This is a genomic window from Nocardia goodfellowii (assembly GCF_017875645.1).
GTDB lineage: Bacteria > Actinomycetota > Actinomycetes > Mycobacteriales > Mycobacteriaceae > Nocardia > Nocardia goodfellowii.
Genome location: NZ_JAGGMR010000001.1, coordinates 3,506,101 through 3,531,297, shown reverse-complemented (window position 1 = coordinate 3,531,297; position 25,197 = coordinate 3,506,101). Strand labels below are relative to the sequence as shown.

Sequence of the window (25,197 nt, the reverse complement as noted above, 5' to 3'; positions counted from 1 at the left end):
CACCGGAAGCCGAACCCCCAGTACTTCCCTCGAAATCAGTCGGCCGACGCCCAGTCCTCAGGGTCGGAGTCGGGGTTGTCACGCTCGGCCAGTTCGGCTTTGACGACGGTGAAGGCGATGGATTGGGAGTAGCCGCGGCGAGCGAGCATGCCTACCAGGCGGCGGATGGTTTTCTCCCGATCCAAGGTGGCCGGCATGCTGCGGAGCTTGCGGCGGACCAGGTCGATGGCGCGGGAGGTTTCGTCGTCGGAGGTGATGGCTTCCAGCGCGGGGGCGGAGTCGGCCCGGGAGACACCCTTGCGGCGCAGTTCTTGGGCCAGGGCCTGTTTGCCTTTGCCGCTGAAAGTGTGGCGGGCGTGGACCCACTCCTCGGCGAAAGCGGCATCGTCGACGAGGCCGACATCGGTGAGGCGACTGAGGGCCTGCTCGGTAATTTCCGGGGTGTAACCCTTGGCGGCCAGGCGCTGGGCGAGTTCGGCGCGGCTGCGAGCGCGGACGGCGAGCAGGCGAAGACACGCCTCCTTTGCCTGCTCGACCGTCCCGCCCTGCGGGGTGCGGTCCTTGCGGGGCCGACCGGAATCGGTGCCCGGTTCGGGGCCGTTCCCCTCGGATCCGGCCGCCACCGGATCCGCGCTGTGAGGTCCCCGGTTCCGGCGAGGACGCCGGGCGCCGGCGGATTCGCCGTCTCCGAAGAGGGAATCCGAAGAGCGGCGCCTTCGCCCGCCGGACTGCCGGGCCGGGGGCGTGAACCCGGTCGAGCGCGCCCGCTGCGGATCGGGATCGCTCGACCGGGTCCCCGCGGAGTCCGGCTCGGCGCTACCACCTGCGCCCGACCGGACTGGCTTGGGATCCCTTGTGCCGGACAAGGGTTCGATATCAACGCCGAGTGTGGCCAGCCGATGCCTGATCTCCGCGACGGGATCGGCCGGCCGGCTGCGCTTCGCGCCCGACGCCGCCTTCGGCGACATCGGGTCCGATGCTGCTCGCCCCATACTCGGCTCGCTCAACAGCTCAGAAGTCCGCGGGAACTTCGGCCGCGGGCTCGGCTGTCAGGTCGGCGCCGATGCCGAGCTTCTCCTTGATCTTCTTCTCGATCTCGTTGCAGATATCGACGTTCTCCAGCAGGAACTTGCGGGCGTTCTCCTTGCCCTGACCGAGCTGGTCGCCCTCGTAGGTGTACCAGGAGCCGGACTTGCGAACGAAGCCGTGCTCGACGCCCATGTCGATGAGCGAACCCTCACGGGAGATGCCGTGGCCGTAGAGGATATCGAACTCGGCCTGCTTGAACGGGGGCGAGACCTTGTTCTTCACGACCTTGACGCGGGTGCGGTTGCCGACCGCGTCGGTGCCGTCCTTGAGGGTCTCGATGCGGCGCACATCCAGGCGGACCGAGGCGTAGAACTTCAGCGCCTTACCACCGGTGGTGGTCTCGGGCGAGCCGAACATGACGCCGATCTTCTCGCGCAGCTGGTTGATGAAGATGGCGGTGGTGCCGGAGTTGTTCATGGCGCCGGTCATCTTGCGCAGCGCCTGGCTCATCAGGCGAGCCTGCAGACCGACGTGGCTGTCACCCATCTCACCCTCGATTTCGGCACGCGGCACCAGCGCGGCCACCGAGTCGATCACGATGATGTCCAGTGCGCCGGAACGGATCAGCATGTCGGCGATTTCGAGCGCCTGCTCACCGGTGTCGGGCTGGGAGACCAGCAGGGCGTCGGTGTCGACGCCGAGCTTGCGGGCGTAGTCGGGATCCAGCGCGTGCTCGGCGTCGATGAACGCGGCGACGCCGCCGGCGGCCTGGGCGTTGGCCACCGCGTGCAGGGCGACGGTGGTCTTACCCGAGGATTCCGGGCCGTAGATCTCCACGACCCGGCCACGGGGCAGGCCGCCGATGCCCAGCGCCACGTCCAGCGCGATGGAACCGGTGGGGATCACCGAGATCGGCTGGCGGGCTTCCTCGCCCAGCCGCATGACCGCGCCCTTGCCGAAGCTCTTCTCCACCTGCGCCAGCGCCAGATCGAGTGCCTTGTCGCGGTCGTATGCCTGTGGTGCCATGTCTTGATCCCCTTTTCGAATGGGCTAAGTCTGTTACTTGGTTGGCGCCCACATTAGAGGGCGGCACCGACAAGTTCTGGCGACCAGATTAGACGAACACCTGTTCGAGTCAAGCGACGCGCCCCGCGACACGCGCCGCGACTTCCCGACACGCGGCAATCTCCACGCAAAGCCCGGCGGGCTACCGCTGCGGCAGCGGGGCGTCGTCCTCCTCGGCCGGGCGCGGGCCGAAGATGCGACGGTCGGCCTCCTCGATGCGGACGTCGTTGATACTGGCCTCGCGCCGCGACATCAGGCCCTCCGGAGTGAACTCCCACTGCTCATTGCCGTAACTGCGCCACCACTGGCCGGTTTCGTCGTGCCATTCGTATTGGAAGCGCACGGCGATGCGGTCGCCCTCGAAGGCCCACAGATCCTTGCGCAGCGCGTATCCGTTCTCGGTTTTCCATTTGCGGGTGAGAAAGTCGACGATCGCGGCGCGGCCGACGAAGAACTCGTCGCGATTGCGCCACACCGAATCAGCGGTGTAGGCGGCCGCGACTCGTTCGGGATCCCGGGTGTTCCAAGCGTTCTCGGCAGCGCGGACCTTGGCCATGGCGGAGTCCAGGTCGAACGGAGGCAGGGGTGGTCGCATGACAATTCCTTACTTGGGGGGTTTCGGATAGAACAGTGGGCGGCCGCCGCTATTCCACGACGGGATTGACCGGCGAGAGTTCCGCCGGACCCCATCGCAGGGGTCCCCGGGACTCGACGATTTCGGTGATGGTGAAGTCGATCGCACACTGCGATCCGGCCGCGAAGGCGCCGGTTTCCCAGTTCAATTCGGCGGTGCCGGTCAGTTGCAGTGTGCCGCCGGTGCGCCAGTCCGGGATCAGCAATCCACAGCGTGGGTCGACCGCCAGATTGCCCAGCGTCATGAACATGGAGTTGCCCGGATAGTCCGGCCAACGCAGCCGGGTCGGCGAAAGCACTTGCAGGAAACCGGGATTCCCGCCGCGATGCGAGGCGTCGGCATTGCCCTCGGCATCGGCGGAGGCAATGAAGAAGGTGTCGGCAGCGGTGACGGCCGCCTGCTGCGCCGCGTCGAGTGCGATCCCGTGCCGCGGTGGCGTCGGCTCCGGCACGTAGGACTCGAGCTGTCGGCGGGAGATGTACTTCGGGCAGTTCGAATAGATCTGATTGGTGGTGATACGCAGCCCCTCCGCGACGGGTTCGGCACGACCGTTGAGCCGCATCCGCCTGCGTCGCTGCGGTTGCAGGGCGATCATGCCGATCCGGGCGGGGCGGCGCAGTGCCTCGCGCAGCGGGTCACCGAGAGTTGGTTCGGCTGCGACAGCGACTGTTTCGGGATCTACGGCACGCACGAACCCAGGCGGACCGGCCAGCTGACTTGCCCACAGCCGTCCCGCCGCATCCGCCGCGCCGAGGACCACCATCGGCTGTTCGGCGAGGAAATCCGCTGCCACCGCGGGGATCTCGGCCCGGATCATGCGCCCGACACGTTCGGCGATGTGTGCCTGGCCCATCCGCTGTTGCACGGCGAGCTCGCCTGCGTGGAAGGGTGCCATCCCAACTCTCCTGTCCTGCTTCCGGTTCGGGTCGGCAGCGCGGAGAATCGGACTGCGCTGTCCTACTCGCCGCGCTCCTGATCCCGAACCCGCTCATAGCCTTCGGGAGGCTGATTGTCGCGTCGACCGCGATCCTCGTCCGCCACCCAGTCGGCGACCGCGGTGCCCGCGATCATCCCGTCGGTGCCCGGCAGGATGGTGTGCGGCCGGTCGTCCTGGTAGGTGTCGGCCATTTCCTCGGCCTGTTCCTTGTGCTTGTCCTCGACTTCCGGCTCCGGAATCGCCTGCGGCGCATCCTGTGCACGCTGCTGTTCCCGGACCCGCTGTTCCTCTGCGCTCATGAGGCAGATCTGCCCGCCTCAGCGCCCGGCAAACTCGAACGGGTTCAGAAGAATCCGCACGTCGGCGCGGCGCCATGGGGCGCGGGAGCGGATTCGGCCCCGGCGGGAGCATAGATTTCCAGCCGGATCCCATCGGGATCGGTGAAGAAGATGCCCCCGGACGACGCGCCCTCACCGTGCGCCACCACACCGTCGTGCGCGAACGTGACGTTCAGTTCACGCAGTCCCGCTTCGATGGCCCGGACTTGCTCGATGGTGTCGACCTGGAACGAAAGGTGGTGCAGGCCAGGCCTTTCGGCGGAGAAGACGCCCTCGGACTGCTGCCACAGCGTCACCAGCAGTTTGCCGTCGGCGCCGAGGAAGGCCCAGCGCTGCTCCCCGTCGGTGCTGGCCGCGAGTTGCTCGAAACCCAGTACCCGGCGGTAGAACTCGACCGAGCGATCCAGGTCGGAGACGTTGAGGCCGATGTGCCCGGTGACGAGGGGGGTGGTGGTCGCGGTGGTCATGCGGAATCCTCCAGAGTGAGTAACCGTTGTTGCTTGATTGACTGGTTAGAACCTAACCGCAGAGCCGTCCTCTCGTCAACCGGTAAACTCAATTTGAGTAGTTAGCACGCGGTGGCTGTCGCGTCGACCCGAAGGAGATCGCTAATCTCAGGCATGCTCGATCCACGCCCCCACCTCGGTGAACCGCTCGCGCTGGACCTGCTCAACACCCGGTGGATGGATAACGGACCCCAGGACCTGCTCACCGACGTGGCCGGACTGCGGATCTGGCTGGCCACGTCCGGGATCACCGCGCCCGCCGAGGAACGCACGCTGGAGGCGGTGCTCGCCGCTCGCTCGGCGATCTACGACACGGTCCGGCACGCGGACCGGACGGCGCTCAACGAAGTCCTGGAGCACGGACGGATTCGCCGTCTGCTCACCGAATCCGGACCCGCCGGGCTACCCGATGTCCCCGACGCGGCCTGGCTACCCGGCTGGCTTGCCGCGGACAACCTGCTCCAACTACTAGAGCGCGCACCCGACCGGATCCGGCAGTGTGCGCACCCGGACTGCGTGCTGTTCTTCTACGACACGTCCAAGAACGGGACGCGACGCTGGCACTCGATGGCGACATGCGGCAACCGCACCAAGGCGGCACGGCACTACGCCAAGCAGGCCTGAACGAGACTCGACGTCGCCCGGCGGCACACCGGCTACCAGCGGCAACGGCCGAGGACCAGCTGCGAGCACGCCGCGAGCGCGAAGACCGGCCTGGACGAGCTAGAACAGTTCGTCGAGCAGCCGGTAGTAGTCCAGCCGCCGCTGATCGGGAGTGTCCACACCGTAGGCGGCGAAGAACGCGGCCACCTCTTCCTCGCTGTGCTCGCCGCGCAGATCCCGCGCGGCCAGCGCCAGATCCCGGTAGCGGTCCGCGACGCCGAGCGCGCCGACATCGATCAGGATCTCGCCCTCCAGCACATTCGCGGAGGTGAAATCACCATGGGTGACCACGAGATCCGTCTCCGCGGGCCGCTCATCGCTCAGTCGCTCGAGGACCTGCTCGGCTGTCTGCCCCTGGTTGTCGTCGTCGAAGTCCTCGGCGTCGACCAAGCCTTCGACCACTCTCCGGCGGGCACGGGCCAGCAGGCCGTCGAGCCTGCCGTCGAACGGGCACTCGGCGACCGGAATGCTGTGCAACCGGCGAAGCAGCGTTCCCATTATCGTGCCGACCGAAGGCGCGGCGACGTCCGAGGACTGCCCGCCGGAGGGCTCCTCGTCATAGTCATGACCGCGGGCGGCGAGACTGGGCACGCCGGCATCGGCGAGCACCAGCACATCGGACTCGAAGGCGACGATCTCGGGGAGCCGAATCCCACGGTCGCGCAACCATTGGAACCGCGCGTGCTCAGCGACCGCACTCGGTCCGCGTTTCATCCAATAACTGCCGTTGACGAAAGCGACTCCGCCGCTTTGCCCTTCGTGTTCATCGGAGAACGTGGGCGCGGAGCCGACCAGCGCGACCACCGCGGGCGGCAACGGAATCGGCAACTGCTCCAGCGTTTCCAACGCGACCCGCGTCGACTCGATCAACTCGGGATCACCCTCGACAATGCGCAGATGCTGCGCCTCGGTCAGCAAGATCCTGGCCTCGTCCAGCCGCCCCTGCTCGGCCAGTGCCTTGCCCAGGTGCTGCACCGCGAACGACAACAACTCGGAGCCGGGCGCGCACTCCCGCGCCGCGTCCACCGCCCGGCGATACAGTTCCTCGGCGGTGGCCACATCGCCCTGGTACCGATAGACATCGCCGAGATTGATCCACACGGAGATCCGGCGCTGCTGCCCCGAGCTCAACCCGTCGGCGGCGTCGGCGTCCACCAACTCCAGCGCCCGATCCAGGTGGTCCAGCGCCTCCTCGAACCGCCCGAGCAGCATCAACTCGATCCCGGTCTGCCGGAACCCGGCGAAATCGCTCGGCTCGGCCGCGGCAACCCGCGCCGCCAGCCCCTCCGGATCGATCGGAATCATCCGCTGCCGCTCATCGAACCGATACATCGTCGTCACCAGCGCACCTTCGGCACATCGAACTCGGCACACAGCGCACGCCAGACCTCACGCGGATCCACACCCGCCTCGATAGCGTCCGCGCCACTGCGCCCCAGCCCCGGGATCACGTGATCGCGCAACAGCGCATCACCACGCGCCGTCCCGAACTCGGCATGCAACAGTTCCTGGAACTCAGTCAACCGCACCGTGTTCAAGATACTCGCGCCCCCGGCCAACCCACCTCCCCACCCGCTCAGCGCGGGTGACGTGTCCCGCCCCCGCAGCCGTCGCTCGGACGTTTGTCCAGCGCAAAGCCGCCGCTGCGGGCCACACGGTCTCGGGCGAGGATGTCGCGCACCACGCCACCGCGCGTGCACAAGTGCGGGCGCTGATAGTGCCGCCCGCCTGCTGCCCTTCCCCAGCTGTCCGATCCTCTGGGACGATCGAGTGCAATCAAGCGCCGAGGATGCCAGGCGCGCAGCGCCGCACTCACGAATGCCGTGATCACGGTCGTGGCCATCACCCTTCGGTGCACCCTGTCGCACGGCGGGAGGCGTGGCGGATGTGTGACCGCCTGACGCCGAGCTACTTAAACAACGCGTTGTCCAGAACCTGGTGGCACAGCTTGATGGGGTCGGTGACGTCGGCGAGGGTCATGGAGGCGGCTTCGGCGGCGGCGGTGTAGTGCGGACGTTCGAGCATGGATTGGACGGCGGTGCGGATCGCGTCCGCGCTCAGGGGGCGGATGAGGATAGAGCTGCCTTGGCGGGCGGCGCGGTTGGCGAGTTCCCATTGGTCGCCACCGCCGGGGACGGTGACGATGGGGACACCGGCCAGGAGGGATTTGGCGAGAAGGCCGTGGCCGCCGCCGCCGATGCAGACGGCGGCGTGGCCGAGGAGTTCGTCTTGGCGGCCGAGGCCGGCCGTGGCCCAGGACGGGAGGTCGGCGGGCGGCGCGTCCAGCATCGAAATGGCTACGCGGACACCGGTTCCGGCCAACGCTTCCAGCACCACGTCGACCATGCCCGCGACGCCGGTGTGGGCGGTGGAGGGCGCGACCATCACCAGCGGCCCGTCGCCCGGCGGCGGCGTCAGGACTTCCCTGGTGGGTTCCCAGAGCAGCGGGCCGATGACGTGAGCGTTGTCCGGCCAGTCCGGTCGCGGCACCTCGAGCGCGGGCAGGGTGGCGAGCAGGCGCAGCGCGGGACCGGGGTCGGTGGCGGGCAAACCGACACTCTCCCTTGCCTTTTCGCGCTGCCGCAAGCCTTTGGAGACGGCACGGGAAGTGAGGGCGCGCAGCACGTTGTCGCGTAATCTGCCGCGCAGGCCCTCGCCGACCGCGAGCCCACTTCCGATCGGCGGCAACGCTTTCGAGGGCAGGTACAGCGGATGCGGGGACAGTTCCACCCAGGGCACACGCAACCGCTCCGCCGCCATGCCACCGCCCGCGGTGAGCACATCCGACACCACCAGCTCCGGCAGCATCGCACTCAGGTCGGGCATGATTTCGGTCGAAATGTGCGCGGCGCGTTCATGAATGCGCCGCCCGGCGTCACCGTCGTTCTCACCGGCGCGCGGCGCGAGCCCTTTGAGCTTGCGCACCGGGATCCCCGCGTCCTTCGCGGCCCCGAACCACCGTGGCCCGGTGAACAGCACCGGCTCGTCACCCGCGGCCAGGAACCGCTCACACAGCGCCAACGCCGGAAACGCATGTCCGGGATCGGGCCCGGCGACTACGGCTACACGCATGGGCTCAGCCTGCCACACCCGCACAATTAGCGAACGACGCCGTACGTCGAGGCGAACAACGCACCGTTCCCGGCGATGGGCACGCGGCATCCCCGCGATGGGGCACGCGGCGTTCCCAGCGTGGGCACGCGCCGTTCCCGGCGATGGGCCACTCAGCGAGCCGCGCGGCTCAGCCCGCGAAGTAGTACAACTCGAATCCGACCGCATGCTCGGCCGGGAACCCTTCCAGCGGGCCCGTCGCTTGCTCGACGATGAGGCGGACCTGGTCTTCAACCGGTTCATCGCTCAGCACCTCCAGATAACGGCGGTGCTCGACGAGGGAGGCGAAGGCCTGGTCCAGGTGGGCGCTGACATCGACCGCATGGGTGGCTTTCGGCCCAGCGACGGCCGCCCAGCGGACCGACCACGGGGGCTGGTCCGCCAGTTCGGGGAAGATCCACTCGTTGCCCGCGTCGGAGACGGCGTCCAGACCGGCGCGGCCGACGGCGCGGTGGTCGGCGCTGTTGGCGTAGCCGGGCGCCCAGGTATCGCCGAAGTTGAACAGCACCACCATTTCCGGCTGGTGGCGGCGGATCGCGGCGGCGAGGTCGCGGCGCAATTCCAGATTCTCCTGGATGCGGCCGTCAGGGTGGCCGAGGAACTCGACCTGATGCACCCCGACCGCTTTTGCCGCCGCGATCTCCTCGGCTTCCCGCAGCGGCCCCGCCTCGGCGGGCGGCACCCCGGCCATCCCGGCCTCACCGCTGGTGACCAGGACGTAGCGAATGTCCTTGCCCTGGCCGGTCCAGCGCGCTACCGCGGCGGCGGCGCCGTATTCGATGTCGTCGGGGTGCGCGACGATGACGAGCCCGCGCTGCCAGTCCTCGGGAATCTGCTCCACGAGAATCCATTCAAGCAGACCGCCGGCCCGGCGTTCAGACCTTGTTGATGGTGGTCTTCTCGTCCGACCCGACGACCGCCTTGTACAGCAGGTACAGGCCGAACACGATGGCGCTGATCATCAGGATCGGGAACAGACCCTCGAGCAACGCACCGACAATCATGAACGCGATCCAGACGAGCGCGACCACACCGATGATCTTCCACAGCATTACTGCCTCCGTAAGTCTCCGGAACCGTCATCCAACGATCCGCTCCTTCGACTCTGTCAGCTCCGGGCCGGGAAATCACCAGGTCAGCACCGATATCGGGGAAAGTTCAGGGTGCTCCCCCAGTCCAGCGACCCTACTGTCAGGGGCGGATCAGGGGACGGCGGCGGTGCAGTTCACCACCGCGTACAACCCGGTGGCGGTCTGTTCGGCGACAGTGCGCCCGTTGACGGTGATCCGGCAGGTGATGTCACCGATACCGTTGCGCTGAGCGTTGAGTGCCAGCGCCAGAGTCGGGCTGGTGACGCGCTTCTTCCACGGCAGCGGCGTGGAAACCTCGGTGCGCAGCAGATTGTCGCCGCCGACGTAGGCGACGCTGTGCGCCGTGCCGGTGGAAGCGCTGACCTCGTAGCCGACAATTCCCAGCGCGGGCAGCGGCTCCTGATCAACGAGCGCGACCGGCGCGGCTCCGGTTTCGGCGACAACGGCGACAGCCAGCGCCACCAAGCCGAAGGTGACTGTCAGCAGGCAGCCCGCGATCATTCCGGCGCGCACGGTGCCGCGCCGCCGATCCGGGAGCGTTTCCGCCGGTAACTGCCCCGGCCACCGCTGATTCGAACCAACCACGACCGAACGATATGCGCCTGGGCCGGCTGAACCCACCCGCTCGGTGAAACCTTGGAGCTTCGACGAGCGGACACGCCGCGGGGGTATGCGAATTCACAATCAGGACAGGCCCGGTGGGCGCTCCATCCGCACGGTGGGATCGTTCCACTGCTGCTGCCCGGGGAAGATACCGGCGTTCAACGGCTTGTCGGCCACTTCGGTGAGTGCCTGCGCCCACCCGTCGAGCCGGTCGGCGGCATGCCGCAGATCGGCCACGATGGTGTCGAATTGATGTGCCACAACGAGGGTTTCGGGCACCGCGAGCACGCCGCCGGCGGCCGCGACCACCTGTTCGTACTCCGCGACACCGGCCTCCAGACGCGACACCGCGAACTGCACGTTGCCGCGCAGGGCATTCGCGGCCGCCGAGCCGACGGCGAGCAGCGCGCGTTCCATCTGCACGATGTCGACGGCCAGCGCGTGCAAAGCCTCGGCCCCGGAAGCGGCCGTCTCGACCATTTCGGTGAATTCGTCTTGCGGCAAGCGGTGCGAACGGCCGATCGCGGCCGTCAGCCCGTGCATCGCCCGCTCGGCCTGCACCAGGCGCGCGATCGCCGGGCGGGCGGCCGAACCGAGCGGCGGCTGCTTGCGGGGGACGTAGGCGGCCAGCGGCAGCGGGGCGCCGCGCAGCCGCAGGTAACGGCGGGTGGTGTAGGCGGCGCCGGTGACCAGTGCCACCGCGACCCCGCCCAGGAAGACCACGGCGCCGACCGGCGCCGAGAGCACCGCCAGGCCGATGGCTCCCGCGGTGGTCAGCCCGGAGGCCGTACCGAGCTGGAAACTGGCTCTGCGCGCACGACGGCGTTTGCGCAGTTCCCGTTCCCGGGGATCGGCCCACTTACGGACCGCTGTCAGCGCGGTCTCACCGGCCTCACGCAGGGATTCGGGCAGATTCGACGGTGGCGCACCGAAACCCGGCGGCACGACGGGCAGCCGCTGACCGGACTGCTGGTGTGTTTGCTTGCGGCTCATGGTGTCCCCGGCACAACCTTCATCGAAGAATCCCCAACGCGTCGGGCCGATGCCTACGCCTGGCCCTTTTCGAACCGCGCGTCGGTCTGCGCGGGTTGCGGCTGCGCCGGATTGATGGCCTGCTGCTGGCCGCCGGGGGTCAGCGACTCACCGCGCATGGAGGCACGGATCTGCTCCAGCTTGTTGTGGCCCGCCATCTGGACGCTGGCCTGCTGGACCTCCATCATCCGGCCCTGCACCGAGTTCTGCGCGAGCTCGGCCGAACCCAGCGCGTTCGCGTAGCGACGCTCGATCTTGTCGCGGACGGCATCGAGACTGGGAGTGTTGCCGGGCGCGGACAAGGTCGAATCCATCTGCTGCAGCGAGGCGCTGACCTGCTCCTGCATCTTGGCCTGCTCGAGCTGGCTGAGCAGCTTGGTGCGCTCGGCGACCTTCTGCTGCAACATCATCGCGTTCTGCTCGACGGCCTTCTTGGCCTGCGCGGCGGCCTGCAGCGACTGGTCGTGCAGCACCTTCAGATCTTCCACCGACTGCTCGGCGGTCACCAGCTGGGCAGCGAAAGCCTCGGCGGCATTGGTGTATTGGATCGCCTTCTCGGTGTCGCCCGCGTTGGTCGCCTGATCGGCGAGCATGACCGCCTGCCGGGCGTTGGCGTTGAGCTTCTCGACCTCATCCAGCTGCCGATTCAGCTTCATCTCCAGCTGACGCTGGTTGCCGATGACCGACGCGGCCTGCTGCGAGAGGGCCTGATGCTGGCGCTGGGCTTCCTCGATAGCCTGCTGGATCTGCACCTTCGGATCCGCGTGCTCCTCGATCTTCGAATCGAAGAGGGCCATCAGGTATTTCCAGGCCTTTGCGAACGGATTAGCCATCGATTGATCCCGCCTCCATGTGCTCCTACCGCTGCCCGCGGTAGTCGGTGCGCGACCGTCACGCACCCGTCTGTGCCTATCCTCCACCATGCGGCGCTCGGACCGGGCGAACCCGGCCCGAGCGAGCCACCTGTCTCAGTGAAAATCTATCCGTTCCGGACGCCGGGCCCCAGCGCGGCGCCATTGTCCACCAGAACTTCTCAGTTAGTTGCTCTTCACCAGGATCAGCATGTCCGACTTGGGGGCCGGAATGACGATCCGGGTGTCCTCGGCGATGCGCGAACCACGCGCGCCGGCCACGGACATGGTGGCGGTAGCGGGCTCGGCGGCGGTGTCACCCGCCGGTGCGGCGGCGGGCTCGGCCGTCGCGGTGCGCTCCTCGTTCGCGGGCACGGTCTCGGCCGGGACGGGGATACCGTCCGCACCCGCCATGATCGTGCTCACATCCCACAGCACCCGCGACAACGGCACGTCCAGCGCCGCGCAGATGGCGGCGAGCAGCTCACTGGAGGCCTCTTTACGACCCCGCTCGACCTCGGACAGATACCCCAAGCTGACCCGGGCTGAAGTGGACACTTCGCGCAGGGTCCGGTGCTGGGCGAGGCGTGCACGCCGCAGACTGTCCCCGATCGCCTCTCGAAGCAGCGTCATCACGTTCTCCTTCGCTCCCAGTATGCGCGAACCGGGCAATCGCCCGATCCACGCTCCAACGGACCCGCACGGCAACTCCGGCGCCGGACGCGCACCCGTTCTCTCTGGCACAACGTCGGACGCGGCCCGATGAGTTCCCGCCGTGGTGAACCCATCGGTTACCCGGCCGGCTCAGCTCGGACACACCGAAGCAATTCCCGCACCGCGATGTGGGTCGCGGCAATCCTGATAGTCCACCGGTCGCCGGGGAGTTGCAACCGGATCACCTCGGTATGCCAGGGGCTGGACACCCCGAGAAACACCGTGCCGACCGGGTGCCCGTCCTGGGAATCGGGTCCGGCGACGCCGGTGAGACCACAACCCCAGGTCGCATCGCACCTGGTTCGGGCGCCGACCGCGAGTTGCTCCGCGGTGGCGGCCGCGACCGGGCCCACGGTCGACAGGAGGTCCTCGCTCACCCCGGTAAGGCGGTGTTTCAGATCGGTCGCGTAGACGACGAAACCGCCGCGCAGCACCGCGCTCGCTCCCGGAATTCCGGCGATGGCGGCCGAAAGCAAGCCGGCGGTGAGGGATTCGGCGGTGGCGACCGTCTGCCCGCGGGTAGCCAGCGCCCGCACCAGCTCGGCGGTCGGTGCACCGGAGGACAGCGGATCCGAACTCATCTGGTGCCGTGCGCTCCCGCGAACCACAGCCGGGCGGCCTGGCCCACGTAGTCGAGTCCGGTGAGCACCGTCAGGGCGAGCGCCAGATACATCAGAGCCATGCCGGCGGTGACGAATCCGCCCGCCAGCGGCAACAGCAAAACCGCGATCGCCAGGGACTGGACCAGCGTCTTCAACTTGCCGCCGCGGCCCGCCGGGATGACCCCGCGCCGCACGACCACGAGCCGCAGCAGTGTGACGCCGATCTCCCGGCCGCAGATGACCAGGGTGATCCACCACGGGAGATCACCGAGAGCGGACAACCCGATCAGCGCCGAGCCGATCAGCGCCTTGTCCGCGATGGGGTCGGCGAGCTTGCCGAAATCGGTCACCAAGCCGTATTTGCGTGCCAGTTGCCCGTCGAAACGATCGGTGATAGCGGCAATGCCGAACAGCGCGGCCGCGACGATCCGCCAACCGGCCTCGTGACCGTCACCGGCGAACAGGGCCAGCACGAAGACCGGGACGATCGCGATCCGGAACATGGTCAGCACGTTCGCGATGTTCATCAGCGGCACGTTCGGTTCGGCGTGCACCGGCACGAATCCCGACCGGACCGGCTCAGCCAACGACTGTTCGATTTCTTCCGGCTGCACGCTCATACCCCCGCCTCGACAACGAGCAGCGCCACCGACCGCACGCGGGCAGCGCGAGGCGAGCGGAGCGAGGGGATGTGCGGCACACGTTAAGCCTATCGGTAACCGATCCGACTACTGTGCACCCCATGACCTCTCGGGGACCACAGGGTGGTTCGACCAGCGACGCCTATCCGGGCGCATCGATGGATGCGCAGTCTTCCACGCCGGTGGTGCGACGCGCGCGAACCTCCGACGTCCCCGAGATCAAGCGCCTCGTCGATGTGTACGCCGGCAAGATACTGCTGGAAAAGAACCTGGTCACGCTGTACGAAGCGGTGCAGGAGTTCTGGGTCGCCGACCTCGGTGGCCAGGTCGTCGGCTGCGGCGCGCTGCATGTGCTGTGGGCCGATTTGGGCGAGGTGCGCACGGTGGCGGTGCACCCCGACGTCAAGGGGCACGGCGTCGGGAGACTGATCGTGGAACGGCTCATCTCGGTGGCCCGGCAATTGGAACTCCGCCGGCTGTTCGTCCTCACCTTCGAGGTGGATTTCTTCACCCGGCACGGTTTCACCGAGATCGACGGAACTCCGGTGACCGCCGAGGTGTTCGCCGAAATGTGCCGGTCCTACGACACCGGTGTCGCCGAGTTCCTCGACCTCAGCTACGTCAAACCGAACACGCTCGGCAACACTCGCATGTTGCTGACCCTTTGAGAGAAAGAGATTTCGCTGTGCCGACCTTCGCCGTCCACTACACCTACTCCGAGGCCACCGTCCCCGGCCGCGACGAGTACCGGCCGGAGCATCGGGCCTGGCTCGCGGATCAGGCCGATGCGGGCGTGATGCTCAGCAGCGGACCCTACGGTGACGGCTCCGGCGCACTGCTGCTCTTCCGCGCCGAGAGCGAAACCGCGCTGAAGGACCTGCTGGGCCAGGATCCGTTCGCCCGCGAAAACCTGGTCGAGGACATTCGCGTGGTCGAGTGGACGCCCACCATCGGCGAGACTTTCAGCGCCTGACGCGAAAAACCCGCACACCTTTCGGGCTCTCGAAAGGTGTGCGGGTTTTGTGTACTGCTAGTCCTGCTTGACCGTGCCGCGCGTCTTGGCCAGGCTGGCGACGGTCGCCACGGCCAGGATGCCGATGATCACGCTGAGCGAGACCGGGGTGGTGATCTCCGGGACGCTGACGGGCTCGCCGCCGTTGATGAACGACAGGGTGTTCTCGTGCAGCGCGTGCAGCACCAGCTTCACACCGATGAACGCGAGGATCGCGGCCAGACCGTAGGACAAATAAACCAGGCGGTCCAGTAGTCCGCCGATGAGGAAGTACAGCTGACGCAAGCCCATCAGGGCAAACGCGTTGGCCGTGAACACCAGGTACGGCTGCTCGGTCAGACCGTAGATCGCGGGAATCGAGTCCAGCGCGAACAGCAGGTCGGCGAAACCGATGGCCAGCAGAGCAAGGAACAGCGGCGTCACCGCGCGGTGGCCGTCGATGCGAGTGACCAGCTTGTCGCCGTCGTACTCCTGGGTGGTCGGCAGGATCTTCTTGGCGAGGGCGACGATGCGGCTGTCGCGTTTCTCCTCGACCTCCTCCTCGTGCCCGCTTTCCTTCAGCAGTTTCACCGCGGTGTAGATGAGGAACGCGCCGAACAGGTAGAACACCCAGCTCCAGGCGCTGATCGCGGCCGCGCCCACGGCGATGAAGACGCCGCGCATGACCAATGCCAGCACGATGCCGATGAGCAGCACCTTCTGCTGGTACATCCGAGGCACCGCGAAGGTGCTCATGATGATGAGGAAGATGAACAGGTTGTCCACCGAGAGCGCTTTCTCGGTGACGAAGCCCGCGTAGTACTCGCCGGCGTAGGTGCCGCCCCAGCGCCAGGCCACCAGGCCACCGAAAAGCAGGGCGATTCCGATGTACACCGACGACCAGAAGGCGGATTCGCGGAAGGTCGGCTCGTGCGGGGTGCGGACGTGAGCGTAGAAGTCGAAGACGAAGAGCCCGAGGATCACCAGCACGGTGATCGCCCAGGTCAAGGTGGTCACATGCATATGTCGGCCCGATCGGCTGGGAATCTCATGGTGTCCATATTGCCCGATTTGTCCATTTCTGTCCGCTAGCGGGATATTTGCTATCCATAATTCCACATCGCCGCAGGTAGGCGGGACAGCCAGCAAACCTCGCCAGCAAACCCGACCGGACATCTGAGACGGCTCGCCGGAAAATGGCTTCCACGTACCGATTTGGGGTGTTAGCGTCATAGCCGACAACTTCGATGACGGCCAACCCGGAAGGGCGACACCATGATCCGGCAGACCATGCGACAGCGGCAACAGCCGCTCGATGGCGCCTGGCGTGGGTTCGCCGGTCTATCGGCCAGCCGCCAGGCCCGCCTCGCGCGTACCCGGAGCCGCCCCTGAGGTCTAGCAACATCCAGACCTGCGAGGGTCACTCCGGCGCTACCGCCAGGAGTGACCCTTTTTTCGTACCTACCCAGTTTGTTTCCATACGGATGTAGCTCAACGGGAAGAGCGGCAGTCTCCAAAACTGTTCGTTGGGGGTTCGAATCCCTCCATCCGTGCTCCCTCGTAGCCCAATTGGCAGAGGCGCCGGCATTAGGAGCCGGTTGTTGCGAGTTCGAATCTCGTCGAGGGAACAACCCCGTGTCCGCGCGGGTCCGCGTCTGTAGCTCGAGCGGAAGAGCGCCTGTCTACGAAGCAGGGCTCGTTGGAGGTTCGAGTCCCCTCAGGCGCACTGGAGTGTGGTGTAAGCGGCAGCACGGCGGATTTTGGTTCCGTCGGTCCAGGTTCGAGCCCTGGCACTCCAGCCACGACTCCCCCCGAGGTTCGCCAGCTAGGCCCGGCTCGGTCCTTCACCAGTCGGCCTGGAGACCAGATTGTGATCTGTAACACATTCATACTTTTCAGCTATGAAACTGGCATCGGCCCAGCATCCGCTGCTCCGACCTCTTCGAGAATGCCTTTCTCGCTGATTACCAGGGGAATGTTCGATGAGCAGGTCACAGCAACAACCACAACAGCCCTTTCCCGGCCAGCCACCCGCATACGGCCAGTCACCGCCTCCCCCGCCACGTAAGCGACGAATTTGGCCATGGGTGCTGCTCGGCAGCTTCGCGGTCCTCGGCCTCCTGTTCGCCGGTTGTCTCGCACTTGTCGCTAACGAGGTGGCTGATGACACCAAGACACAGAGCAGTACCGCACCGGTCGGATCGGAAGTACGAGACGGCCAATTCGCCTTCGTTGTGACCGCTGTCGATCCACCGGTACCGACGGTCGGCGCCGGTGAATTCTGGGAGAAGAATGCCCAAGGCGAATACCTGCTCGTTCACGTGACCATTCGCAATATCGGGAACGAAGCCCGAAATTTCTCCGGCGTGAACCAAATACTGCTCGACGAGCAGGGCCGTGAGTACACCAACGACACCATGGCCGAGTTGAACCTCAACAAGGATCTCTCCGCGGATATCAACCCGGGCAATCAGGTCGATGCGATAATCGCCTTCGATGTGCCGAAGGGTTCGGTGCCGACCGCCATCGAGTTCCACGACTCGTCGTTCTCCGGCGGCGCGCGGGTCGCCTTGAAGTAGACCTCCCGTTGACGAGAGTTCCGGCCGGAACCGGTTGCTGGCAACCAGTTCCGGCCGGACCGCTAATTGCCGTCGCTCTCCGCGCCCGCGTCGCCGCCGCGGATGGACAGCAGGAGCCCGTCGAGTTCGTCCGGTTTGACCAGGACATCGCGGGCCTTGGAGCCTTCGCTGGGGCCTACTACGCCGCGGGTTTCCATGAGGTCCATGAGGCGGCCGGCTTTGGCGAAGCCGACGCGGAGTTTGCGTTGCAGCATGGAGGTGGAACCGAATTGGGAGGTGACGACGAGTTCCACGGCTTGCAGGAGGATGTCGAGGTCCTCGCCGATGTCGGCGTCTACGTCCTTCTTCTCGCCGGCCTTGGCGGCGGTGATGCCCTCCTGGTAGTCGGGTTCGGCCTGGTTCTTGGCGAAATCGACGACGGCGTGGATTTCTTCGTCGCTGATGAACGCGCCCTGCAGGCGGGTGGGTTTGCCGGCCCCCATGGGCAGGAAGAGGCCGTCGCCCATGCCGATGAGCTTTTCGGCGCCCGGCTGGTCCAGGATGACGCGCGAGTCGGTCAGGGACGAGGTGGCGAAGGCCAGGCGGGACGGGACGTTGGTCTTGATCAGGCCGGTGACCACGTCGACCGAGGGGCGCTGGGTGGCCAGGACCAGGTGAATGCCCGCGGCGCGGGCCTTCTGGGTGATGCGGACGATGGCGTCCTCGACGTCGCGCGGAGCGGTCATCATGAGGTCGGCGAGTTCGTCGACGATGGCGAGGATGTACGGGTACGGGCGGTAGACGCGTTCGCTGCCCAGCGGCGCCGTGATCGCGCCGGACTTCACCTTCTTGTTGAAGTCGTCGATGTGGCGGACCTTGTTGGCCTGCATGTCCTGATAACGCTGCTCCATCTCCTCCACCAGCCAGCCCAGCGCGGCGGCGGCCTTCTTCGGCTGGGTGATGATGGGCGTGATCAGGTGCGGAATGCCCTCGTAGGGTGTGAGTTCCACCATCTTCGGGTCGATCAGGATCATCCGGACCTCGTCGGGTGTGGCGCGCTGCAACAGCGACACCAGCATCGAGTTCACGAAACTCGACTTACCGGAACCGGTGGAACCTGCGACCAGCAGGTGCGGCATCTTCGCCAGATTGGCCGAGACGAAATCGCCCTCGATGTTCTTGCCGAGGCCGATCACCAAGGGGTGGTGGTCGTTTCGGGTGGAGGGAGCCTTGAGGACGTCGGCGAGGCGAACCAGCTCACGATCGGAGTTGGGCACCTCGATGCCGACAGCGGACTTGCCCGGGATCGGCGCGAGCAGCCGGACGTTCTCCGTCGCCACGGCATAGGCGATATTGCGGGCCAGCGCGGTGATCTTCTCGACCTTGACGCCGGGCCCGAGCTCGACCTCGTAACGCGTGACCGTCGGGCCGCGCACGAAGCCGGTGACCGCGGCGTCGATCTTGAACTGCACCAGCACCTCGGTGATCGCCTCGATCATCGATTCATTGGCGGCACTGCGCTTCTTGGGCGGATCGCCGTCGGTGAGCAGGTTGAGCGGCGGCAGCGTGTAGTCGCCCTCGATGACCCGCTCCGGTACGAAATCGGGTTCCTTCGGCGGTGGCGGCGGGGTTTGGTCGGCGACCTTGGGTGCCACCCGCTTGCGCGGCTTCGGCGCCGGAGTGGCTTCCTCGGCACCGAATTCGGCTGCCGTGGCGATGGTTTTGGCGTCTCGCAGCGGCGGCTCGGCCAGCGACTCGGTGACCGCGTCGGGATCGCCGAACTCGTCGGGCGGGTAGTTCTCGGCGGGCGTGCGGCCGCGGCGCCGGGAACGGCCGCGGTGCAGCGGGAATCCGTCGGCGTCGTAGTCGGCGGGATCGAAATCGCCGTGGTCGCCGCGGTAGTCGCCGTATTCGTCGCCACCGCTGCCGGTGCCGAAGTACTCACGCAGTCGTTGCGGCACCTCGCGGACCGTGGTGCCGGTGAGCAGCAGGACACCGAAGATGATGGCCAGCAACAGAATCGGCACCGAGAGCCAGGCGGTCAGGCCGTCGGTCAGCGGGCCGCCGACCACGAAACCGGTGAAACCCGCCGCCCGCGAGCGGCCGTGCGCGTCATCGGGGGCGCCCGCGGCCAGATGCCACAGGCCCAGGAACGGCAGGCCGACCAGCATTCCGCCGAGCACCAGGCGGGGCCGGATCTCCGGATGCGGTTCGGTGCGCATGAGGATGACGGCGAGGCCGGCGCAGGCGAAGGGCAGGCCCGCCGACGCCGAACCGGATACCCAGCGGATGGCCTCCTCGACCCAGCGGCCGACCGGCCCGCCCGCGGACAACCACACCGCGGCGGCGACGATCGCGCTGACCGCGATCAGGGCCAGCGCCATGCCGTCGCGACGATGTCCGTGTTCGATATCGCCGGCGCGACTCAGCGTCCGGGTGGTGGCGCCGAGGCCGTTGGCGAGCATGTTCCAGCCGCCACTCACCACGCGGCTGAAGACCGCGAGCGGCGCGGTGCCGGACCCCGCGCGCGCCGTCCGGGCGGGTGGGCGGCGTGGCGGGTTCGCCCGGGCGCGAGGCGTCGGGCCGGTGCGGCGCTGGGTGGTGCGTGCAGCGGTGGAACGCGCTGTGGTCGAACGAGACCGAGACGTGGTGGTCCTCCCTCTGGCCGCTCCCGGCTGCTGTGGTTCCCGCCCTGTTCCCGCCCGTGACCGAGGCGTCGCGGTGTTGCGGGACTTACCTGCCATTGCTTCAGGCTAACCGCAAAGGCCCCATCGAGACCATCCGCAACACTGGTATCGGCGGTCTCAGCTACCCGCCGAGCGGTTTTTCGCCAGGTCGTCGGCCGATTCAGACCGACCGGTCGAGTTCCAGAACGGAGCGGACCGACTCCGCCGCACCGGTGGTTTCGAGCCGGACCTCGTCGCGACCGAAGGCATGCAGCAGCAATTCGGACGGTTTGCCGGTCAGCGTCACCTCGGCGCCGTCGACGGTTTTCGCGACGGCGTGACGACCGTCCGGCGTGCGCAGGAGCAGAGTGACCGGCGACTTGCGATAGGACATCTTCGCCATCCGCCGCACCAGCGACCACAGTTTCGCCTCATCGGCGTCGGAGAGTTCCCGCGGCTGCCAATCGGGCGCGGCTCGCCGCACATCCTCGTGATGGACGAACATCTCGCTCAGGTTGACCACGGCGTCCACCGGCTTGAGCGGCGACCACCACGGCGGCCCGGTACGCACCGCTTCGAGCAACTCCTCGAACGGGCGGGCCGCGGTCTTGGCCTGCACCGACTCCAGGTGTGCGGCAAAGGGTTTCAGCATGATGCCGGGCGCGGCATCGGGACGGCGCTCCCGGACGACCAAGTGCGCCGCCAATTCTCGGACGGTCCAGGTACCGCACAGCGTCGCCGCTTCCGGCCCGGCCTGCGCCATCGTCACGACGAGTGCTGCACGTTCCCGCTGCGCCATGCTCATAGGCCCGAAGATAGTCGACGGTCCCCGCTTTCGGCAGTACCGACTCAGACACAGCCTTGTCGAATCCTTATGAGAAGCCTTCGATCCGGGCCCGCGGGCTGGCGTCCGAGATGTGGCAAATGTACGTTGTGGACTGGTCCGGTTGGGGGACTCGAACCGCGCCTCGGGGGCAGCCCATCATCCAGGCTTCGAGTCGTGCAACGGCATTCGCGCGCACCCGCATTCGCCAAACCCACAGGTTGGCGTCTCGTATGCCGGAAATGTACGTTGTCAATCGGTCCGCTGGGTCCGGATCGCTAGTCAATGGAGGGCGTTCACACGTGAAGAAGTTCATCACCGCAGCCACGACAATGGTCGCCGTCGGTGCGGCGCTTGCCGTTTCGGCTCCGGCCGCGCAGGCGCAGGGCGGTGGGTACTACGGTGCCATCGCCACGGGCAGCAACGGCCGATGGAGTATCACCAACAATTACAACGGCTTCCAAGAGGCCGAGGGCGCCGCGGTGCGGACCTGCGGCGGGGGCTGCTCGGTCCTGCTGTCCTGGCGCAACGGCTGCGCGGTGCTGGTGGCGCGCAAGAACCCACGCTCGACGACCTGGCAGGCCTCCTCGCGCTCCAACTACGGCGCCGCCCGTGATGCCGCCCTGGCCCGGCTGGCCGGCAGCCACGTGGTGACCTGGCGCTGCACCAACGGCTACAGCTAGAACCGGTATCTTTTGCCGCGGCAAACCCGGTGCGGCGACCACTTTTTCATCGAGGGGAATACGTGAAACTCCGATCCATTCGCGCCGCGGTCGCCATCGTGGCCGCCGCCTCCGCACTCACCCTGGCCGCGTGCGGCTCCGACACCGGTGACTCCGCGTCCACCCCGAGCGCGACGACCACGTCCGCGGGGCAGTACGAGGAGGGCACCAAGCCCGGTGAAGCGGTCGAGGCCGAAGGCGAACTGACCACCACGCCGCCGCCGAACCTGCCGAAGCCGACCGTCGCCGAACTCAACGAGAAGATCAACAAGGCGTTCGACGCCTCGGTCGGCGAGCAGGAGAAGATCAGCTGGGTGCAGGACGCGGAAAAGGATCCGCAACTGGTGGACAAGCTGGTCGACGCCGCGAAGAAGAACAACGTCAAGGTGGAGATCACCGGCGTGCAGGAGCCGCAGGACGGCAAGCTGAAGGCCGACGCGGACGTCACCATCGACGGTGCGCCGGTGGAGAACGCCTTCGTGGAGTTCGTCGCCGAGACCGAGGGCTGGAAGGTCTCGAACCAGTTCACCTGCAATATCGTCAAGGCGGCAAAGCTGGATTCGGCTGCCTGCCAGGCGAAGTAGAGCCACCAGACGCGAAAAGCGCCGGGAAGCGATCGCTTCCCGGCGCTTTTCTGCTGTCTAGACCTCGATGACGGTGGGCACGATCATCGGGCGACGACGGTAGACATCGGCGACCCAGCGGCCCACCACCCGGCGCACGCTCTGCGCGATGCGATGCGCGTCGGTGACGTTCTCCCCCGCCAACCGCAGCAGCTCCGCCTCGACCAGTTCCGCGGCGTCGCTCAGCGCGGTCGGATCGTCGGAGAAGCCGCGTCCGTTCAGCTCCGGCGTGCTCACCGCCTTACCGGTGGTGGAATCGATGGCGACGGTGATCGAGATGAAACCGCCCTCGCCGAGCACCAGACGATCCGACAGCGTCGACTCGCCGACGTCGCCGACCGAGAGTCCGTCGACGTAGACGTGCCCGACCGGGAAGCGGCCCACGATGGTCGCGATGCCGTCGACCAGGTCGACCACCACACCGTCCTCGGCCAGCACCACGCGCTCCTCCGGCACGCCGGTGGCCACCGCCAGCGCGGCGTTGGCGCGCAGGTGCCGCCATTCACCGTGCACCGGCATCGCATTGGTGGGCCGCACCGCGTTGTACAGGTACAGCAGCTCGCCCGCGGACGCGTGACCGGAGACGTGCACCTTCGCGTTCTGCTGGGTGATGACCGTCGCGCCGAGCCGAGCCAGGCCGTTGACCACGGCGAACACCGAGTTCTCATTGCCGGGAATCAGCGAGGACGCCAGCACCACGAGATCGTCCGGGCGGATATGGATCTGGCGGTGCTCGCCACGCGCCATCCGGGACAGCGCCGAGAGCGGCTCACCCTGGGAACCGGTGGAGATCAGCACCAGGCGATTGCCGGGCAACGTGGCCGCGACCTCGAGGTCGACCTCCACACCGTCGGGCACGCGCAGGTAACCGAGATCCTGCGCGATCTGCATATTGCGAACCATCGAGCGGCCGATGAAACACACGCGGCGCCCGTACTTCTGGGCCACGTCCACGACCTGCTGGATGCGGTGCACATGGCTGGCGAAGGAGGCGATGATGACGCGGTTCTTCGCCTTGCCGATGACCGTGTCCAGTACCCCGCCGATCTCGCGTTCCGGGGTGACGAAGCCGGGGACCTCGGCGTTGGTGGAGTCGACCAGGAACAGATCGACGCCCTCGTCGCCCAGGCGGGAGAAGCCGGCCAGGTCGGTGAGGCGGCCGTCCAGCGGCAGCTGATCGAGCTTGATGTCACCGGTGTGCAGCGCGACACCCGCGGGCGTGCGGATGGAGACGGCCAGCGCGTCCGGAATCGAGTGGTTGACCGCGAAGTACTCGCACTCGAACGGACCGTGGATGGTGGTCTCGCCTTCGATGACCTCCACCAGCTTCGGCTGCAGCCGGTGCTCGCGGCACTTGGCGGCGATCAGCGCGAGGGTGAACTTGGCGCCGATGATCGGGATGTCGGAGCGCAGACGCAGCAGGAACGGCACCGCGCCGATGTGGTCCTCGTGACCGTGGGTGAGCACGACGGCGACGATGTCGTCGACGCGGTCCTCGATCGGCCGGAAGTCGGGCAGGATCAAGTCGACGCCGGGCTGCTGGTCCTCGGGGAACAGCACACCGCAGTCGACGATCAGTAGCTTGCCACCGAATTCGAAAACGGTCATATTGCGGCCGATTTCGCCGATGCCGCCGAGCGCGAAGACGCGCAGGCCGTTCTTCGGAGCCTTGGGCGGCAGACCGAGCCGATCCTGGGCGGCCTTGACCGGTGCGGGCGCGGGGGCCTGATCCCGGCGACCACGGCCGCCCTGCTGCCGCCCGCGGTTGCCGCGGCCGGACTGGCCATTGGATTGCTGGCCCGCATCCTGCGCCTGCGCGGACTTCCGCGGCGGGTTGCCCTTCGGGGCATCCTCGGCGTTTCGCGCCTTCTTACGGGCGGGCTGGGCGTCCGGCTCGGCCTGTGTCACCGGCTCGGGACGCGATTCCGGCGCGGCGACCGACGGCACCGATTCGGTAACCGGCGCGGGCTCCGGAGCAGACTTCTCGATCCGCATCGGAGCGTCCGGCTGCACCGGCGCTGGGGCGCCGGCGGCACGGGAGGCGGCGCGGCGGCGGGGACGGGGTGAAATGGGCTCGGTCATGCGGCGACCCCCGCCAGGCGCAGGTCAGCGGCCAGCTGATCGAGTTGCTCGTTGCTCGGCATCAGCTGCGGCAATCGTGGTTCGCCGACTTCTACACCCAGCAGGCGCAGACCGGCCTTGGTCATGGCGACACCGCCCAGGCGCGCCATCGCGGTGTTCAACGGCAGCATGCTCACATTGAGCTCCCGGGCCCGCACCACGTCACCGGCGGTGTACGCCTGGTGCAGTTCGCGCAGGCGCTCCGGCACCAGATGACCGATGACGCTGATGAATCCGGTCGCGCCGACGGACAGCCACGGCAGATTCAGGCAGTCGTCACCGGAGTAGAAGTTCAGACCGGTGCTGGCGATCAGATCCGCGCCGGCGTTCAGATCGCCCTTGGCATCCTTGACCGCGACGATGTTCGGGTGCTCGGCGAGGGTGCGGAGGGTGTCCGAGGCGATCGGCACGACCGAGCGAGGCGGAATGTCGTAGAGCGTGATGGGCAGGTCGGTGGCGTCGGCCACCGCGGTGAAGTGCGCGACCAGACCGTCCTGGGTGGGGCGGGAGTAGTACGGGGTGACCACGAGCAGGCCGTGCGCCCCGGCGCGCTGCGCGTTGCGGGCGAGTTCGATGGAGTGCGCGGTGTCGTAGGTACCCGCACCGGCGATCACGGTGGCCCGGTCGCCGACGGCGTCGACTACGGCGTTCAGCAGATCGAACTTCTCCGACTCGGTGGTGGTCGGCGATTCGCCGGTGGTGCCGGAGATCGCGAGCAGGTCGACGCCGCGGTCGACCAGACGGGCGGCCAGGGCCACGCCGGCGTCGACATTCAGCTTGCCGTCGGCACTGAAAGGGGTCACCATTGCGACACCGACCGTGCCGGACGCGCTCCGCGGTGTTCGCGTCGATTCACCGTTCGTCATGGTCAGAAAG

General features: G+C 67.3%; 28 protein-coding genes and 3 tRNA genes. 9 read left to right on the top strand and 22 right to left on the bottom strand.

Annotation, left to right across the window (positions count from 1 at the left end; all coding sequences use genetic code 11):
- Positions 1-35: 35 nt before the first annotated feature.
- The 6 genes from recX to BJ987_RS16075 all read right to left on the bottom strand — a co-directional run bounded on the left by recX (position 36) and on the right by BJ987_RS16075 (position 4,470).
- Positions 36-623, bottom strand: coding sequence for a recombination regulator RecX (gene recX, locus BJ987_RS16100; protein WP_209890315.1), 588 nt, complete (start codon positions 621-623; stop codon positions 36-38).
- A gap of 388 nt (positions 624-1,011) precedes the next feature.
- Positions 1,012-2,055 carry a recombinase RecA gene (gene recA / locus BJ987_RS16095; RefSeq protein WP_209890311.1) on the bottom strand — a complete coding sequence of 348 codons (1,044 nt, stop codon included), beginning with the start codon at positions 2,053-2,055 and terminating at the stop codon, positions 1,012-1,014.
- Between the two features lie 181 nt (positions 2,056-2,236).
- Complete coding sequence (locus tag BJ987_RS16090) at positions 2,237-2,689, bottom strand: nuclear transport factor 2 family protein (protein WP_209890309.1); 453 nt, start codon at positions 2,687-2,689, stop codon at positions 2,237-2,239.
- 49 nt (positions 2,690-2,738) lie between these two features.
- Entirely contained in the window at positions 2,739-3,623 is an 885-nt protein-coding gene (locus tag BJ987_RS16085; RefSeq protein ID WP_209890307.1) for a pyridoxamine 5'-phosphate oxidase family protein, read from the bottom strand.
- A 62-nt stretch (positions 3,624-3,685) separates the two neighbouring features.
- Positions 3,686-3,964, bottom strand: coding sequence for a hypothetical protein (locus tag BJ987_RS16080; protein WP_209890305.1), 279 nt, complete (start codon positions 3,962-3,964; stop codon positions 3,686-3,688).
- A gap of 44 nt (positions 3,965-4,008) precedes the next feature.
- Positions 4,009-4,470 (bottom strand): VOC family protein, encoded by a 462-nt coding sequence (locus BJ987_RS16075; protein ID WP_209890303.1) that lies wholly within the window; start codon positions 4,468-4,470, stop codon positions 4,009-4,011.
- Between the two features lie 153 nt (positions 4,471-4,623).
- Between BJ987_RS16075 and BJ987_RS16070 the strand changes: the two genes are divergently transcribed.
- Positions 4,624-5,133 (top strand): CGNR zinc finger domain-containing protein, encoded by a 510-nt coding sequence (locus BJ987_RS16070; protein WP_209890301.1) that lies wholly within the window; start codon positions 4,624-4,626, stop codon positions 5,131-5,133.
- A 99-nt stretch (positions 5,134-5,232) separates the two neighbouring features.
- On the opposite strand, the gene BJ987_RS16065 is transcribed toward BJ987_RS16070, so the two are convergent.
- From BJ987_RS16065 to pgsA, 11 genes are all read right to left on the bottom strand, one after another.
- On the bottom strand, positions 5,233-6,504 hold the full coding sequence (locus BJ987_RS16065) for a phosphotransferase (RefSeq protein ID WP_209898486.1): 1,272 nt from the start codon (positions 6,502-6,504) through the stop codon (positions 5,233-5,235).
- A gap of 5 nt (positions 6,505-6,509) precedes the next feature.
- Positions 6,510-6,701, bottom strand: coding sequence for a DUF3046 domain-containing protein (locus tag BJ987_RS16060; RefSeq protein WP_209890299.1), 192 nt, complete (start codon positions 6,699-6,701; stop codon positions 6,510-6,512).
- A gap of 379 nt (positions 6,702-7,080) precedes the next feature.
- Positions 7,081-8,244 carry a glycosyltransferase gene (locus BJ987_RS16055; protein WP_209890297.1) on the bottom strand — a complete coding sequence of 388 codons (1,164 nt, stop codon included), beginning with the start codon at positions 8,242-8,244 and terminating at the stop codon, positions 7,081-7,083.
- A gap of 169 nt (positions 8,245-8,413) precedes the next feature.
- Entirely contained in the window at positions 8,414-9,124 is a 711-nt protein-coding gene (locus BJ987_RS16050) for a PIG-L deacetylase family protein (protein ID WP_209890294.1), read from the bottom strand.
- Positions 9,125-9,158: 34 nt separating this feature from the next.
- Positions 9,159-9,335, bottom strand: a complete 177-nt coding sequence (locus BJ987_RS16045) for a hypothetical protein (RefSeq protein WP_209890290.1) — start codon at positions 9,333-9,335, stop codon at positions 9,159-9,161.
- A gap of 150 nt (positions 9,336-9,485) precedes the next feature.
- Positions 9,486-9,959 carry an MmpS family transport accessory protein gene (locus tag BJ987_RS16040; RefSeq protein WP_209890286.1) on the bottom strand — a complete coding sequence of 158 codons (474 nt, stop codon included), beginning with the start codon at positions 9,957-9,959 and terminating at the stop codon, positions 9,486-9,488.
- A 99-nt stretch (positions 9,960-10,058) separates the two neighbouring features.
- A complete protein-coding gene (gene pspM, locus BJ987_RS16035) occupies positions 10,059-10,970 on the bottom strand; it encodes a phage shock envelope stress response protein PspM (RefSeq protein ID WP_245365986.1) in 912 nt (303 codons plus the stop codon).
- A gap of 53 nt (positions 10,971-11,023) precedes the next feature.
- Complete coding sequence (gene pspA / locus BJ987_RS16030; protein WP_209890283.1) at positions 11,024-11,842, bottom strand: phage shock protein PspA; 819 nt, start codon at positions 11,840-11,842, stop codon at positions 11,024-11,026.
- A 204-nt stretch (positions 11,843-12,046) separates the two neighbouring features.
- Positions 12,047-12,496 (bottom strand): helix-turn-helix domain-containing protein, encoded by a 450-nt coding sequence (locus BJ987_RS16025; RefSeq protein WP_209890280.1) that lies wholly within the window; start codon positions 12,494-12,496, stop codon positions 12,047-12,049.
- 155 nt (positions 12,497-12,651) lie between these two features.
- Entirely contained in the window at positions 12,652-13,155 is a 504-nt protein-coding gene (locus BJ987_RS16020; RefSeq protein WP_209890277.1) for a CinA family protein, read from the bottom strand.
- A complete protein-coding gene (pgsA, locus tag BJ987_RS16015) occupies positions 13,152-13,796 on the bottom strand; it encodes a CDP-diacylglycerol--glycerol-3-phosphate 3-phosphatidyltransferase (protein ID WP_209890273.1) in 645 nt (214 codons plus the stop codon). The genes BJ987_RS16020 and pgsA overlap by 4 nt, the downstream gene beginning before the upstream one ends.
- Positions 13,797-13,975: 179 nt before the next feature.
- Between pgsA and BJ987_RS16010 the strand changes: the two genes are divergently transcribed.
- Both BJ987_RS16010 and BJ987_RS16005 read left to right on the top strand, forming a co-directional pair.
- Positions 13,976-14,485 (top strand): amino-acid N-acetyltransferase, encoded by a 510-nt coding sequence (locus tag BJ987_RS16010; protein ID WP_245367076.1) that lies wholly within the window; start codon positions 13,976-13,978, stop codon positions 14,483-14,485.
- A gap of 17 nt (positions 14,486-14,502) precedes the next feature.
- Positions 14,503-14,790, top strand: a complete 288-nt coding sequence (locus BJ987_RS16005) for a YciI family protein (protein ID WP_209890267.1) — start codon at positions 14,503-14,505, stop codon at positions 14,788-14,790.
- Between the two features lie 57 nt (positions 14,791-14,847).
- Here BJ987_RS16005 and BJ987_RS16000 read toward each other — a convergent pair whose 3' ends face one another.
- Entirely contained in the window at positions 14,848-15,831 is a 984-nt protein-coding gene (locus BJ987_RS16000) for a TerC family protein (protein ID WP_209890263.1), read from the bottom strand.
- Between the two features lie 457 nt (positions 15,832-16,288).
- Between BJ987_RS16000 and BJ987_RS15995 the strand changes: the two genes are divergently transcribed.
- The 4 genes from BJ987_RS15995 to BJ987_RS15980 all read left to right on the top strand — a co-directional run bounded on the left by BJ987_RS15995 (position 16,289) and on the right by BJ987_RS15980 (position 17,387).
- Positions 16,289-16,361: transfer RNA gene (locus BJ987_RS15995), tRNA-Trp, on the top strand.
- Between the two features lies 1 nt (position 16,362).
- A tRNA-Leu gene (locus BJ987_RS15990) sits at positions 16,363-16,436 on the top strand.
- A 99-nt stretch (positions 16,437-16,535) separates the two neighbouring features.
- Positions 16,536-16,610: transfer RNA gene (locus BJ987_RS15985), tRNA-Gln, on the top strand.
- A gap of 354 nt (positions 16,611-16,964) precedes the next feature.
- On the top strand, positions 16,965-17,387 hold the full coding sequence (locus tag BJ987_RS15980; RefSeq protein WP_307869628.1) for a DUF4352 domain-containing protein: 423 nt from the start codon (positions 16,965-16,967) through the stop codon (positions 17,385-17,387).
- A gap of 62 nt (positions 17,388-17,449) precedes the next feature.
- Here the strand turns inward: BJ987_RS15980 and BJ987_RS15975 are convergent, their stop codons facing one another.
- Positions 17,450-20,110: an FtsK/SpoIIIE family DNA translocase gene (locus BJ987_RS15975; RefSeq protein ID WP_209890258.1), complete on the bottom strand. Its 2,661-nt coding sequence runs from the start codon at positions 20,108-20,110 to the stop codon at positions 17,450-17,452.
- A 103-nt stretch (positions 20,111-20,213) separates the two neighbouring features.
- Positions 20,214-20,837 carry a TIGR03085 family metal-binding protein gene (locus BJ987_RS15970; protein WP_209890255.1) on the bottom strand — a complete coding sequence of 208 codons (624 nt, stop codon included), beginning with the start codon at positions 20,835-20,837 and terminating at the stop codon, positions 20,214-20,216.
- A gap of 320 nt (positions 20,838-21,157) precedes the next feature.
- On the opposite strand from BJ987_RS15970, the gene BJ987_RS15965 reads away from it, so the two are divergent.
- Together BJ987_RS15965 and BJ987_RS15960 are read left to right on the top strand one after the other, a co-directional pair.
- A complete protein-coding gene (locus tag BJ987_RS15965) occupies positions 21,158-21,538 on the top strand; it encodes a DUF4189 domain-containing protein (protein WP_209890252.1) in 381 nt (126 codons plus the stop codon).
- A gap of 62 nt (positions 21,539-21,600) precedes the next feature.
- Entirely contained in the window at positions 21,601-22,161 is a 561-nt protein-coding gene (locus tag BJ987_RS15960; protein WP_209890250.1) for a WKL family lipoprotein, read from the top strand.
- 57 nt (positions 22,162-22,218) lie between these two features.
- Here the strand turns inward: BJ987_RS15960 and BJ987_RS15955 are convergent, their stop codons facing one another.
- Together BJ987_RS15955 and dapA are read right to left on the bottom strand one after the other, a co-directional pair.
- Positions 22,219-24,282: a ribonuclease J gene (locus BJ987_RS15955; protein WP_209890247.1), complete on the bottom strand. Its 2,064-nt coding sequence runs from the start codon at positions 24,280-24,282 to the stop codon at positions 22,219-22,221.
- Complete coding sequence (dapA, locus tag BJ987_RS15950; RefSeq protein WP_209890243.1) at positions 24,279-25,187, bottom strand: 4-hydroxy-tetrahydrodipicolinate synthase; 909 nt, start codon at positions 25,185-25,187, stop codon at positions 24,279-24,281. Before dapA ends, BJ987_RS15955 begins: the two co-directional genes overlap by 4 nt.
- Between the last annotated feature and the right edge of the window lie 10 nt (positions 25,188-25,197).

Excerpts from the sequence above, each read along its gene's own strand:
- recA (WP_209890311.1), bottom strand. The coding sequence starts at position 2,055 with ATGGCACCACAGGCATACGACCGCGACAAGGCACTCGATCTGGCGCTG.
- BJ987_RS16090 (WP_209890309.1), bottom strand. The coding sequence starts at position 2,689 with ATGCGACCACCCCTGCCTCCGTTCGACCTGGACTCCGCCATGGCCAAG.
- BJ987_RS16085 (WP_209890307.1), bottom strand. The coding sequence starts at position 3,623 with ATGGCACCCTTCCACGCAGGCGAGCTCGCCGTGCAACAGCGGATGGGC.
- BJ987_RS16080 (WP_209890305.1), bottom strand. The coding sequence starts at position 3,964 with ATGAGCGCAGAGGAACAGCGGGTCCGGGAACAGCAGCGTGCACAGGAT.
- BJ987_RS16075 (WP_209890303.1), bottom strand. The coding sequence starts at position 4,470 with ATGACCACCGCGACCACCACCCCCCTCGTCACCGGGCACATCGGCCTC.
- BJ987_RS16070 (WP_209890301.1), top strand. The coding sequence starts at position 4,624 with ATGCTCGATCCACGCCCCCACCTCGGTGAACCGCTCGCGCTGGACCTG.
- BJ987_RS16065 (WP_209898486.1), bottom strand. The coding sequence starts at position 6,504 with ATGTATCGGTTCGATGAGCGGCAGCGGATGATTCCGATCGATCCGGAG.
- BJ987_RS16055 (WP_209890297.1), bottom strand. The coding sequence starts at position 8,244 with ATGCGTGTAGCCGTAGTCGCCGGGCCCGATCCCGGACATGCGTTTCCG.
- BJ987_RS16045 (WP_209890290.1), bottom strand. The coding sequence starts at position 9,335 with ATGCTGTGGAAGATCATCGGTGTGGTCGCGCTCGTCTGGATCGCGTTC.
- pspM (WP_245365986.1), bottom strand. The coding sequence starts at position 10,970 with ATGAGCCGCAAGCAAACACACCAGCAGTCCGGTCAGCGGCTGCCCGTC.
- pspA (WP_209890283.1), bottom strand. The coding sequence starts at position 11,842 with ATGGCTAATCCGTTCGCAAAGGCCTGGAAATACCTGATGGCCCTCTTC.
- BJ987_RS16020 (WP_209890277.1), bottom strand. The coding sequence starts at position 13,155 with ATGAGTTCGGATCCGCTGTCCTCCGGTGCACCGACCGCCGAGCTGGTG.
- pgsA (WP_209890273.1), bottom strand. The coding sequence starts at position 13,796 with ATGAGCGTGCAGCCGGAAGAAATCGAACAGTCGTTGGCTGAGCCGGTC.
- BJ987_RS16010 (WP_245367076.1), top strand. The coding sequence starts at position 13,976 with ATGGATGCGCAGTCTTCCACGCCGGTGGTGCGACGCGCGCGAACCTCC.
- BJ987_RS16000 (WP_209890263.1), bottom strand. The coding sequence starts at position 15,831 with ATGCATGTGACCACCTTGACCTGGGCGATCACCGTGCTGGTGATCCTC.
- BJ987_RS15975 (WP_209890258.1), bottom strand. The coding sequence starts at position 20,110 with ATGGCAGGTAAGTCCCGCAACACCGCGACGCCTCGGTCACGGGCGGGA.
- BJ987_RS15970 (WP_209890255.1), bottom strand. The coding sequence starts at position 20,837 with ATGAGCATGGCGCAGCGGGAACGTGCAGCACTCGTCGTGACGATGGCG.
- BJ987_RS15955 (WP_209890247.1), bottom strand. The coding sequence starts at position 24,282 with ATGACCGAGCCCATTTCACCCCGTCCCCGCCGCCGCGCCGCCTCCCGT.
- dapA (WP_209890243.1), bottom strand. The coding sequence starts at position 25,187 with ATGACGAACGGTGAATCGACGCGAACACCGCGGAGCGCGTCCGGCACG.